This window comes from Vreelandella subterranea (assembly GCF_900111305.1).
GTDB classification, from domain to species: Bacteria; Pseudomonadota; Gammaproteobacteria; order Pseudomonadales; family Halomonadaceae; genus Vreelandella; species Vreelandella subterranea.
Genome location: NZ_FOGS01000007.1, coordinates 92,502 through 105,029, shown reverse-complemented (window position 1 = coordinate 105,029; position 12,528 = coordinate 92,502). Strand labels below are relative to the sequence as shown.

General features: G+C 60.3%; 10 protein-coding genes and 2 tRNA genes. 11 read left to right on the top strand and 1 reads right to left on the bottom strand.

Annotated features, from left to right (window positions below; translation table 11 throughout):
• The first annotated feature begins 79 nt into the window (after nt 1-79).
• From BMX75_RS11335 to BMX75_RS11290, 10 genes are all read left to right on the top strand, one after another.
• The gene (locus BMX75_RS11335; RefSeq protein WP_092827993.1) at nt 80-1,834 is read left to right on the top strand and encodes a tetratricopeptide repeat protein; all 1,755 of its coding nucleotides are present in this window, start codon (nt 80-82) and stop codon (nt 1,832-1,834) included.
• 65 nt (nt 1,835-1,899) lie between these two features.
• Nucleotides 1,900-2,553 (top strand): lipoprotein insertase outer membrane protein LolB, encoded by a 654-nt coding sequence (lolB, locus tag BMX75_RS11330; RefSeq protein WP_092827991.1) that lies wholly within the window; start codon nt 1,900-1,902, stop codon nt 2,551-2,553.
• A 7-nt stretch (nt 2,554-2,560) separates the two neighbouring features.
• Nucleotides 2,561-3,412 carry a 4-(cytidine 5'-diphospho)-2-C-methyl-D-erythritol kinase gene (gene ispE / locus BMX75_RS11325; RefSeq protein WP_092827989.1) on the top strand — a complete coding sequence of 284 codons (852 nt, stop codon included), beginning with the start codon at nt 2,561-2,563 and terminating at the stop codon, nt 3,410-3,412.
• A gap of 29 nt (nt 3,413-3,441) precedes the next feature.
• Nucleotides 3,442-3,516, top strand: a tRNA-Gln gene (locus BMX75_RS11320).
• Between the two features lie 58 nt (nt 3,517-3,574).
• Nucleotides 3,575-4,516, top strand: coding sequence for a ribose-phosphate pyrophosphokinase (locus BMX75_RS11315; protein WP_175474729.1), 942 nt, complete (start codon nt 3,575-3,577; stop codon nt 4,514-4,516).
• 96 nt (nt 4,517-4,612) lie between these two features.
• Complete coding sequence (locus BMX75_RS11310; protein ID WP_092827986.1) at nt 4,613-5,275, top strand: 50S ribosomal protein L25/general stress protein Ctc; 663 nt, start codon at nt 4,613-4,615, stop codon at nt 5,273-5,275.
• Between the two features lie 160 nt (nt 5,276-5,435).
• Entirely contained in the window at nt 5,436-6,020 is a 585-nt protein-coding gene (gene pth, locus BMX75_RS11305) for an aminoacyl-tRNA hydrolase (protein WP_092827984.1), read from the top strand.
• An 83-nt stretch (nt 6,021-6,103) separates the two neighbouring features.
• On the top strand, nt 6,104-7,195 hold the full coding sequence (gene ychF, locus BMX75_RS11300) for a redox-regulated ATPase YchF (RefSeq protein ID WP_066322251.1): 1,092 nt from the start codon (nt 6,104-6,106) through the stop codon (nt 7,193-7,195).
• A gap of 106 nt (nt 7,196-7,301) precedes the next feature.
• Complete coding sequence (gene mltF, locus BMX75_RS11295; RefSeq protein WP_092827982.1) at nt 7,302-8,732, top strand: membrane-bound lytic murein transglycosylase MltF; 1,431 nt, start codon at nt 7,302-7,304, stop codon at nt 8,730-8,732.
• A gap of 75 nt (nt 8,733-8,807) precedes the next feature.
• Nucleotides 8,808-8,884, top strand: a tRNA-Met gene (locus BMX75_RS11290).
• Between the two features lie 72 nt (nt 8,885-8,956).
• Here the strand turns inward: BMX75_RS11290 and BMX75_RS11285 are convergent.
• Nucleotides 8,957-10,273 carry a M18 family aminopeptidase gene (locus tag BMX75_RS11285; RefSeq protein WP_092827980.1) on the bottom strand — a complete coding sequence of 439 codons (1,317 nt, stop codon included), beginning with the start codon at nt 10,271-10,273 and terminating at the stop codon, nt 8,957-8,959.
• A gap of 138 nt (nt 10,274-10,411) precedes the next feature.
• Between BMX75_RS11285 and BMX75_RS11280 the strand changes: the two genes are divergently transcribed.
• Nucleotides 10,412-12,505, top strand: a complete 2,094-nt coding sequence (locus BMX75_RS11280; RefSeq protein WP_092827978.1) for a carboxy terminal-processing peptidase — start codon at nt 10,412-10,414, stop codon at nt 12,503-12,505.
• Nucleotides 12,506-12,528 lie beyond the last annotated feature (23 nt).

Sequence of the window (12,528 nt, the reverse complement as noted above, 5' to 3'; positions counted from 1 at the left end):
GAATGATCTGGCGCACACCACTTTGCCGCAGGCAGGCAAGCCGCTATGCTGGGTACTCGGCCAACTGATTGAGATCCGCATGCCACTACGTCTGCTACTGTTTTCCCTGGCCGCCATCACGCTATCCGTGAGTGGCTGCCAGCTGTCGCCCAATGCCAACGACGAGCGGCTTTCATTAACTGCCGACCCCATGGATAACGCCCCGCCGGTTACGCAGGGGCTGGACGCTGCTGGTTTAAGCACGCTGCTGCAAGCCGAGTTTGCCGGGCAGCGCGGCGACTTCAAACGGGCCAGCCAAGGCTACCTTGAAGCCGCCAGACGCTACGGGGCCGAAGCGCTGGCCGAGCGCGCTACTTTTGCGGCCCGTTTCAGCAACGACGAAAGCCTGATCGAAGAAGCGGCGCAGAGCTGGAAAACTCTGAACCCGCGGGCCGACACCCCCAACCGACTGCTCGCTGCGCTTTCGCTGCAGCAGGGCAATTGGATGGAAAGCCTGGAACGCCGCCTGGCCTTGAGTGAGGCGGACCGGGGTGGCGAACTCACCAGTTTTGCCGAAACCGCCATCGCCGAACAGGGCCCGCTCAACCGACTGCTAAGCCGCCTTGTCGAGCATTTGAACCAGGCCTCTTCCAACGACCCGGCTCAACAAGCCGATGCCCTGCTGGCGGCGGCGCTCTGGGAAGCGGCGCTCGGGCGCACTGAACGAGCGCGCGGCTACCTCGACCAGGCCTCGGGCCTGAGCGAACGCCCCTCCCTGCTGCTGGTCGAAGGCCAACTGGCGCTTGAAACCGGCAACCCCGGCAAGGCTCGCCAGGCAGCCCGGCAAGGCCTGCTGGATAATCCCGATGACGTGCGCTTTTTATTGCTGCTGGCGCAGGCGGAGATTCGACTCGACAATCTCGATGCCGCCCAACAGCAGACCGACGCCCTGCTCGACCGCCATACGGGCAGCGATGCGTTACGGGTCGCCCTCGCCCAGCTCTATCTGGATGAGGGCCATCCCGACCCCGCACAGCGCCTTCTACAGCCGCTGATGGGCCGGGACGATACGCCCAACCTGGCCTACTATCTATTGGGTGTGATTGCCCAGTCGAAAGGCGACACCGACAACGCCCTGCTTTACTACCGGCAGGTCGACAGCGGCGAGGAATTTCTGCCCGCTCGCGCCACGGCGGCGCAGATGCTCATCGATGACGACCGGCTCATCGACGCGCGCGCCTTTTTGCGTGTCGAGCGCATGCGTCACGACGACTACTTCAGCGAACTGGTCAAGCTGGAAGTACAGCTACTCGACGAGCTGGGCCGCACTGATGATGCCAATGCCCTTCTTACCCGGGAGTTGACACGCACGCCAGACGATACTGACCTGCTTTATTTCCGCGCGATGCGCGCCTGGGAGATGGGCGATGTTGAACAAATGGAGGAAGACCTGCGCCATGTGTTGCGCATCGAACCCGACAATGCCGTGGCGCTCAATGCGCTGGGGTATACCCTGGCGGACCTCGACCTTCCCGGCCGTCTGGAAGAAGCCCGCGAGCTGATCGAGCGCGCCTATGCGCTTGACGGTGACAACCCTGCGGTGCTCGACAGCCTTGGCTGGGTGTATTACCGCCTGGGCGATGCCGAGAAAGCCCTCCCCTGGCTCGAAAAGGCCTATGCCCGCATGCCCGACCAGGAAATTGCCGGCCATCTTGCCGAGGTGCTTCATGCCCTTGGGCGCAGCGACGAAGCACGCCAAATTATCCGTGACATACAGCAGCGCACCCAGGACCACCCGACGATTGACGAATTACTACAGCGCTATCCCGAACTCGACCCGGCAAACCACCTCTAAGACGTCACCGGCGCTTACTCGTGCGCGACAGCCGCTGACCGATGAACTGACAAGGAGTCCGACACATGCCCACTATTGCTTCCACTTATATAACGCCCCATCCCTTGCGCCGGGCATCAAGGCTTGCGGCCTGCGCGGCGGCCTTATTGCTCGCCGGGTGCGCCACCCAAGCCCCGCAGGATGAAAGCGGCCGTCAAGTCGGTGACTGGGATGCCCAGGAAGACCGGGTAAACGACTTTGACACCTGGACCCTGGTGGGCAAGGCCGGATTACGCACCCCCGACGACAACACCAGCGCCAATCTCGACTGGAACCAGCACCCCCACTATTTCCGCATGCTGATCAGCGGCCCTTTTGGCGGTGGACGTAACGTACTGGAAGGCCGCGAGGGGCGCTTCTCACTGTCCAACAGCGAAGGCCGCTTCGAGGCCGAAACCCCCGAAGCCCTGATGGAAGAACAATTAGGCTGGGCGCTACCCGTCAGCGACATGCCCGACTGGGTTCGCGGCCTGCCCGGTGACGATAAAAACTACCAGATGGAAAGCGACGAATTCGGCTTCCCCAGTCATTTAGCCCAGGACGGCTGGGAAATCGACTATCGCGACTGGGAGCAATTCGCAGGCATGTGGCTACCGCGCCGCCTGGTGATGAACTACGACGACATCCGAATCACCCTGGTCGTCAACGAATGGCGCGCCACAGGCGAAGAGGGCCAGTAAGCCAAGCATGATGACAACCCTGACGCTGCCTGCGCCCGCCAAGCTGAATCGACTGCTGCATATTACCGGTCGCCGTGAAGACGGCTACCATCGTCTGCAAACGCTGTTTCAGATTATTGACCTATGCGACCAGTTGACACTCACTTCCCGGGATGACGGCGTGATTCAGCTGGCTACCCGCGTGCCAGGCGTTGCCGACGACGACAACCTGATCGCAAGAGCTGCCAAGCTGCTGCAGCAGGCGAGCGGCACCCATCTGGGCGCCACGCTCACCCTGGACAAAACCCTGCCCATGGGCGGCGGAGTGGGTGGCGGCAGTTCCGATGCGGCCACGACGCTGGTTGGCCTCAACGCCCTCTGGCGGCTTGGGTTCTCGCTTGACGAACTCGCCGCCCTTGGGCTTCGACTGGGCGCTGACATCCCTGTCTTTGTTCATGGCCACACCGCCTGGGCCGAGGGCGTCGGTGAGCAGCTCACGCCGGTGACTCTTGACACCCCCTGGTTTGTGATCATTCACCCCGGTGTCAGCGTCTCGACACAGGCGGTATTCCAGGACCCGCAATTGACACGCGACAGCCGCCCCATTACTATGGCGCGCGCACTGCAGGGGGGAGCGTCGGAGTGGCGCAATGACTGTGAAGCGGTGGTCAAACGGCACTATCCAGCCATTGCACAAGCGCTAGACTGGCTATCGCAGCATGCACCAAGCCGGTTAACCGGCACGGGCGCCTGTGTGTTTGCAGCATTCGAAGATGCGCAGACGGCACACGCAGTTGCCGAAGCAGCGGGCCATCACGGATCCGCCTGGGTGGCTCGCGGACTCAACACCTCTCCTCTACATGATGCTTTGGGCTGCTGAATCGCCCGGTCATCGCATTAGGTCATTACTGGGGTATAGCCAAGTGGTAAGGCACCGGTTTTTGGTATCGGCATTCCCAGGTTCGAATCCTGGTACCCCAGCCAGCCTAAGGCTGACCAGCGTTTTCCTCCCTGAATCCCAACACTGCAAAGGTGGCTGCGCGTGTCAAAACTGATGGTTTTCGCCGGGAACGCCAATCCCGAACTCGCTCAAAAAATTGCCGAGAGCTTGGACAGCCGTATGGGTAACGCCACGGTGGGTCAATTCAGCGACGGTGAAATCGCGGTCGAGATCAATGAGAACGTGCGCGGTAAGGATGTCTTCATCCTGCAGTCCACCTGTGCGCCGACTAACGACAACCTGATGGAGCTGATCCTGATGGTCGACGCCCTGCGGCGCGCCTCAGCCACTCGCATCACGGCGGTGCTGCCCTACTTTGGCTATGCCCGCCAGGACCGCCGAGTGCGTTCGGCACGGGTGCCCATCTCGGCCAAAGTGGTCGCCGACATCATGGTCAAGGCCGGGGTTGACCGCGTCATGACCATGGACCTGCACGCCGACCAGATCCAGGGTTTCTTCGACGTGCCGGTGGATAACGTCTACGGGTCGCCGATCCTGCTCGACGACATCGAGCGCCAGAACTACAGCGACCTGGTAGTGGTGTCCCCCGATGTGGGCGGCGTTGTGCGCGCCCGCGCCATCGCCAAACAGCTCAATGCCGACCTGGCCATCATCGACAAGCGTCGCCCTCAGGCTAACCAAGCCCAGGTGATGCACATCATCGGTGAAATTGAAGGCCGTACCTGTGTGGTCGTCGACGACATGATCGACACCGCCGGTACCCTGTGCAAAGCCGGTGAAGCGCTGAAAGATCATGGTGCCAAGCGCGTCGTCGCCTACGCCACGCACCCGATATTATCCGGCCCTGCCGTCGACAATATCACCAACTCAGAACTTGACGAAGTCGTGGTGACCGACACCATCCCGCTTTCCGACGCAGCGCGACGGAGCGGTAAAATTCGTCAGTTGAGCGTAGCTGGCCTGATCGCGGAAGCCATCCGCCGCGTCAGCAACGAAGAATCTGTCAGCGCGATGTTCCACTAATCGCCTGACATCACAGCCCGCTTACGGGCTCCTGGGAACGTCGTCGTCTGGTCGCGGACGGCGGCGTTTCCTTACTCAAAACCAAGAGGCAATTCCATGTCTGATTTTAGCTTGAAAGCCAGTGTTCGTAACGACCTGGGGAAAGGTGCGAGCCGCCGCCTGCGTCGTGCGAACGAACAGGTACCGGCCGTTGTTTACGGCGGTAACAAAGATGCACAGTCGATCGCCGTCGAAAAAACCGCTTTTTACAAGGCGATTGAAGACGAGTCGTTCTTCTCCTCGGTCATCACGCTCGTGATTGAAGGCAAGGAAGAACAGGTAGTGGTACGTGACCTTCAGCGTCACCCCTACAAGCCGCTGCTGACCCATGCCGACTTCCTGCGTGTTGACGCTACCCACGAAATCACCATGAACGTGCCGCTGCACGTGACTGGCGAAGAAGCGTGTGTGGGCATCAAAGACCAGGACGGCGAACTGCACGTTCTCGCCAACGAAGTGGCGATCAGCTGCTTGCCGAAAGACCTTCCTGACTACCTGGAAATTGACATCAGCAATGCCGAGGTTGGCACCACGCTGCACCTGTCAGACCTGACCCTGCCGGCGGGCGTCACTTCAGTTGACCTGTCTCACGGTGAAGATCACGACAACGCGATTCTTAGCATCACCAAGATGAAGGTTCGTGCGACTGAAGACGACGAAGATGAAGGTGGTGAAAGCGAAAGTGGCAGTGAAGGCGAAGAAGACAACAGCGCCGAGTAAGCTGTCAGCGTTGGCCGTCCCTTAACGGCCTTCGTAATGTTAAAATCAAGCGCCTCGGCGCTTGATTTTTTTTGCGGCCTGCCACCCGCGGCAGACGCCCTTCGGGCCGCCGCTGGCGCGGCGTCAAAAATTTCTCCCGGAAATTTTTTGGAGGTGGAAAATGAGCCAGGTAACGGCCATCATTGGACTCGGCAACCCCGGGCCGGAATATGCGGCAACGCGCCATAACGCCGGCTTTTGGCTGGTCGATGCCATTGCCAGCAGCGCGCATGGCGAATTGCGCCCGGAAAAGAAGTTCCTGGGGCACTATGCCAAGGTTCGCATCGGCGACCAGGACGTGCATCTCCTCAAGCCCGCCACCTTCATGAACCGCAGCGGCGCTGCCGTCGCGGCATTGAGCCAGTTTTTCAAGCTTGCCCCGGAAAATCTGCTGGTGGCCCACGATGAACTCGACCTGCCTGCAGGTCAGGCGCGTTATAAAACCGGTGGCGGCCACGGCGGCCATAATGGGCTGCGCGATATCACCAGCGCACTCGGCAACCAGAAGCAGTTTCACCGCGTGCGAATTGGCGTCGGCCACCCGGGCGACGCACGCCAGGTGACCAACTATGTACTGGGTCGCGCTGGCAAGGATGAACAAGCGGCAATTGAACGCGTGATCGAAGAATGCCAGGCGACATTACCCATGGCACTGGCCGGTGACTGGGCCAAAGCCATGAACCAGTTGCACAGCCTCAAGCAGTAGCGCTGCCCCCGTAGCTGGCAGCGGGCTGATCTCGTAGAATGGCCTTTGATTTCTCGCCTACCATTTTATTTCAGGAACACTTTATGGGTTTTAACTGCGGCATCGTCGGCCTGCCCAACGTCGGCAAGTCAACACTCTTCAATGCGCTTACCAAGTCGGGTATTGATGCAGAAAACTTCCCCTTCTGCACCATCGAGCCCAACGTCGGGATCGTCCCCATGCCCGACCCGCGCCTCAATGCGTTGGCCGAGATCGTCAAACCGCAGAAAGTGCTGCCGACCACCATGGAGTTTGTCGATATTGCCGGCCTGGTGGCAGGTGCCTCAAAAGGTGAAGGGCTAGGCAACAAGTTTCTGGCCAATATCCGCGAAACGCAGGCTATCGCCCACGTGGTGCGCTGTTTCGATAACGACAACGTGATCCATGTCTCCAATCAGGTCGACCCGCGCGCTGATATCGAAACCATCAACCTTGAACTCGCGCTTGCCGATCTGGATACCGTCGAAAAAGCCAGCCAGCGCCTGGTACGCGTTGTCAAAGGCGGCGATAAGGACGCCATTGCCACCAAGGCCGTACTGGACAAAATTCACCCGCACCTCGCCGAAGGGATGCCGCTGCGCAGTTTTGGCCTGAGCGAAGAAGAACAGCTTCAGGTGAAAAGCTTCGGCTTTTTGACGCTCAAGCCCACCATGTACATTGCCAATGTCAATGAAGACGGGTTCGACAACAACCCCTACCTCGATATCGTCAACGAAATCGCTGCGGAAGAAGGCGCTGTCGTGGTGCCGGTATGCAACCAGATCGAAGCCGAAATCGCCGAGCTGGATGACGAAGAACGCGAGATGTTCTTGAGCGAGATGGGGATGGAAGAACCCGGCCTGGACCGCGTGATTCGCGCTGGCTATGCATTACTCGGCTTGCAGACCTACTTCACGGCAGGCGTCAAGGAAGTGCGCGCCTGGACCGTCAAACAAGGGGCTACCGCACCAGAAGCCGCTGGCGCCATCCATACCGACTTCCAGAAAGGCTTTATCCGCGCCGAAGTGATCGCCTTTGATGACTTTGTCTCACTGGGCGGCGAGCAGGGTGCCAAAGACGCGGGCAAATGGCGGCTGGAAGGCAAGGAATACATCGTCAAGGACGGCGACGTGGTGCATTTCCGTTTCAATGTCTAGCCCGCAACACGTCACCGCTCAAGGGTAGCGGCACACCCTCACCACCGATAACCCAGCGTTTAAGCGCTGCCTTCCTGGCAGCGCTGAGGCCTGCTAGGGTTAATTGATGCCTTATCCACTCTACCCAGATGATCGGACGATCCGTCATACACCCCGATCCCATCTGGTCATTTTCAGCTTGCTGCTACCGCTGGCGGTGCTTTCAGGCTGCGGCCAGAGCGAGCCGACGATCACACAGCTCGATCCGCCCGAACCGGGCGGATCGATTAACGTCGTTACCCGCAACAGCGCCACGACCTATTACCTTGATCGCCATGGAAATCCTGCAGGCCCCGAGCACGACCTTGTGGAAGCGTTCGCCGACGCCAACGATTGGGAGGTTGAATGGACGCTTGCCGAGTCCACCTCGGGGGTGCTCCAGTCCTTGCAAGGCGATGAGCAGCAGCTCGCCGCCGCTGGGCTGACGCACCTGCCCACCCGGGATGAACACTTCCGCCGGGGCCCCACTCACACCGATATCGTCGAGCAACTGGTCTGTCACCGGGACATGCGGCCCATGCCGCGACAGGTAGAGGAAATGGCCGGGATCGGTATCCGTGTCACGGCAGATTCCAGCTACGCCGAAAAGCTGCAGAGCCTGGTCAACCAGCACACGGGCATCGACTTCGAGGAAGACCCGCGCACCACTGAGATATTACTGACCGACGTGGCCGAAAAGCGCATTGACTGCACCGTTGCCGACTCCAATATCGTCCAGCTGGTGCGCCGCCACTTTCCGCACCTGGAAGTGGCCATCAACCTCACCAGCGGCGACCGTCTGGGCTGGTATCTGCCCGCCGACCAGCAGGCACTGGCCGACATGGCCAACCAGTGGATGGCAAGCCCCGAAGGCCAGGAAAGCATCGACGAGGTGCAGCAGCGCTACTACGCCTATATCAGCGAGTTCGACTTCGTTGACCTGCGTGCGCTCAACCGGCGCATCGACGAACGCCTGCCTGACTTCCTTGACCTTTTCCTGGAAGCCCAGGATGAGACTGGCATGCCAGCCGACCTGCTCGCCGCGCTGGCCTACCAGGAGTCGCACTGGGACCCACAAGCGGTCTCCCCCACCGGTGTACGCGGCATCATGATGCTGACCCAGAACACGGCCCAATCCCTTGGCGTCGACAATCGCCTGAACCCGGCCGCGTCCATCAATGGTGGCGCCCGCTATCTAGCCGACCGCCATGAGCGCCTTCCCGACACCCTGGCCGAGCCGGATCGCACCTACCTGGCCCTGGCAAGCTACAACATTGGCCGCGGCCACGTACTGGATGCGCGCGAGCTGGCCCGGGAGCTGGGCAAAGACCCTGACTCCTGGGCGGATATGCAAGAGGTTCTGCCCCTCAAGGCCGACAAGCGCTACTATCCGCAGACGCAACACGGCTACGCACGGGGCTATGAGCCGGTCCATTATGTTCAGCGTATCCGTAACTACCAGGATGTTATCCGGGCATCGGTCGATTGGTTTCCCCTGACGCGCCCCGATGAAAGATAATCGCCGCCCACGCGCGCTGTGCAACAAAAACTTGACGGACTCAGCCGCGCTGAGTAATATTCGCCCCCGTTGAATGGCTACGTAGCTCAGCTGGTTAGAGCACATCACTCATAATGATGGGGTCCCCTGTTCAAATCAGGGCGTAGCCACCAACCACTGAATACCCAAAAGCCCGCTGATCCTGTCAGCGGGCTTTTTTGTGGGTTTGTGGGTGACAGAAACGTTCAATTAAGCACCTTGCGGTTTAAAAAGCCGACCAGCGCCCGGGTAAGGTGCTCGACGTCTTGGGTACCCGCCGTTTCGCGTACCGAGTGCATTGCCCACTGGGGCAGCCCCACATCAATGGTGGGTACGCCGACTTCGGTGGCGGTGATCGGGCCGATGGTGCTGCCGCAGCCCATGTCCGAGCGGGTCACAAACGACTGGACAGGCACATCCGCCGCGCGGCAAATATCCCGGAACAGCGCACCGGTCACGCTGTTGGTGGCGTAGCGCTGGCTGGCGTTGACCTTGATGACCGGCCCACCGTTAAGTGTCGGCCCGTGCTGCTCGTCGTGCTTATCGCGAAAGTTGGGGTGCAGGCCGTGGGCGTTATCGCAGGAGATCATCAGCGATGACTGGATCAGTTGAATCAGTGATTCGTCGCTACCCTTTTCACTCCCTCTGCCCAATTGGGCATTGATACGCCTCAGCACATCGCCCAGAAACGGTCCCTGAGCGCCGCAGGCGCTGGCACTGCCGACTTCCTCGTGGTCATTGGCGACCAGCAGCGCGCCCTGCTGACCATCGCAGTCGAGCAACGCTTCCAGGCCCACAAAACACGACAGCAGGTTATCCAGGCGCGCGCTCGCGATCAGTTCCTGGTTGACGCCCACCAGCGAAGGCGGCTGAACGTCGTAAAAGCCCAGTTCAAAATCCACCACGTCGACCGCCCGCAGGCCGTGCTCAGCTTCCAGCCAGCGCGCCAGCAGATCCTCGAGCCTTTCAGTATCGCTTTGCATCAATACAGGCGCCATCTGAGTCTGAGGATTGATGCTACGCCCGGCATTGACGTCCCGATCAAGGTGAATCGCAAGACTCGGAATCATCGCCACCGGCCGATCAACGTTAAGCAGCACACTTTCCAGTTGCCCATCGGCGTGGCGGATATGCACCCGTCCCGCGATTCCCAGGTCGCGGTCGAACCACGGCGCCAGCAGGGCACCGCCATACACCTGCACCCCCAACTGGAGCCAGCCGGCGGCATACTGGGTGGCATTGGGCTTTAAACGCAGCCCGGGGCTATCGGTGTGGGCGCCCAGCATGCGCATGCTGTGCAGCGGCTCTTTGGGCAATTGAAAGGCGATCAATGATGAATCATTGCGTGTCACGTAGTAGCGCTGGCCGGGCGACAGCTGCCAATTGGCGGTCTCTTCCAGGCGCTCGAAACCCGCCTGCTCCAGACGCTCCGCCATGGCATGCGTGGCGTGCCATGGTGTGGGAGACCGGCGCAAGAACTCGCATAACCGCGTGACGCGCTCAACGTTGAATATTTCAGACATGAAATCCTCATTACCGACATGTTTGAGTCTCAGCAAAGCAGGTGACCTGCTACAATGCTCCCTCGGCCTTCGCAACTCATTGGTCAGATGCGGGTCTAGGAAAGCATGAGTGTACACAAATCCGGGAGAGCTTGACTGATGAGCTTGTTTGCAACGCTTTCGCGCTCAGTCGCCCTAACCATCATACTGGTCGTCACCAGCCCGATGGCAATAGCGCAACTGGAGCCGACCGAAGAACAGCGCCAGGCGGCTGTCGAAATTGCCGATTCGCTTCGCTATGGCCACTACGCCGAAGTCAGCTTTGACGAAGCCTGGTCACAAGAAGCCTTTGGCCGCTACCTGGACATTCTGGATGGCCAGCGGGCCTACCTGCTGAGCCGCGACATTGAGCCCTATCGCCACCTGGAAACCGACCTGGCCGATACGCTTTTCGACGGCGAGCTGGATGAGGCGTTTGCCCTTTACAACCGCCTTAACGAGCGCCACACCGCTCGGGTTGAATGGCTGCTTGAACACCTGGATGACGACACGACGTTCAACTTCGACGGCAACGAGCGCCTCGAGCTTGACCGCGAGGACGCCGCCTGGGCCGAGAGTCAGCGCGAACTGGATGCATTGTGGCAAAAACGGCTGAAAAATGACGCCCTGACGCTTGCCCTGAGCGACCAGGACGATGAACAGATTGTCGAGAATCTCCGCCAGCGCTACGAAGGGCAGCTTTCCCGCCTGGATCAGACCGAATCGGAGGATGTCTTTGGTTTGATCATGGCCGCAGTGACCAGCACCATTGATCCGCACACCAGCTATCTCTCACCCCGCCAGGGAGAATCGTTTGACATTCAAATGAGCCTCTCGCTTGAAGGCATCGGGGCACTGCTTCAATCCGACGGCGAATATGTCAAAGTCTCCAGCCTGGTCGCGGGCGGCCCCGCCGAGCGCGCCGGCGTACTGGAGCCCGCCGACCGGATTATTGGCGTCGGTCAGGAAGACGGCGAGATGGTCAACGTGATTGGCATGCGCCTGGACAACGTGGTCGACCTGATTCGCGGCCCGAAAGGTTCCGTAGTGAAGCTGGATGTCGTGCCCGCCCAGGCGGTTGACATGACCCGCTCACAAACCGTTGAAATCACTCGCGATACGGTTGACCTGGAAGATCAGGCCGCCCAGAGCGAAGTGATTGATATCGAACGCGATGGCGCGACCCACCGCCTCGGGGTGATCGAAATCCCCACTTTTTATGTCGACTTCGACGCCTGGCAGGCGGGAGAGGATGACTACCGCAGTACCACCCGCGACGTCGCCAAGGAAGTCGAGAAGTTAAAACGCCAGGATGTTGAGGGTATTGTGCTCGACCTACGTAACAACGGCGGCGGCGCACTTCAGGAAGCCAACTCGCTGATCGGCCTGTTTATCGACCGCGGCCCCACCGTTCAGGTTCGCGACGCTGACGGGCGCATCAACCTCTACGGCGACAGTGAGGCAGGCACGCTTTACGACGGCCCACTGGGCGTGCTGGTAAACCGGTTGTCAGCCTCGGCATCAGAAATTCTCGCTGGCGCCATCCAGGACTATGGCCGCGGCATCGTGATGGGCAGCCAGACCTTTGGTAAAGGCACGGTGCAGACGCTGAGCGACTTGAGCCACGGCGAAATCAAGCTTACCCGCGCCAAGTTCTACCGCATCTCCGGCGCGAGCACCCAGAACCGAGGTGTCGAACCCGACATCGAGTTTCCCAGCCTGATCGACCCTGAGCGTATTGGCGAAAGCAGCCTGGACCACGCCCTGGAATGGGACACGGTTCAGGACGTTCAATACCGCCGGTACGGAGAACCCGAACGCTACCTTGATGCGCTTCTGTCGGCTCACCAGGAACGCGCGGCGGGCAACCCCAACTTCCGCTACCTGGAGCGGCAATCTGCACTGTCACGGGAGCTTCGCGAGCAGAATACCAGTGTCAGCCTGAATCGTGAGCAGCGCGAGCGTGAAACCCAGGCTCAAGAAGCCGAGCAGCTGGCGCTGGAAAACCAGCGGCGTCGTGCCCTGGGGCTTGAAGAACTGGAAGAGTGGACCGATGCTCGCGACGCCACCGCGCTGAGCGATAACGACAGTGAAGACGGCAATACCGACGAGGAGGATGCCACCTCAGTAGAGCGTGCCCACGTGCTGGAAGCCGCCGAAGTTCTGCTCGATTACGCCCATCTGGAAAGCACCCAGCGGTTCGTCAATCGGTAAGCGAATAAGCGTCAAGGCTTCAA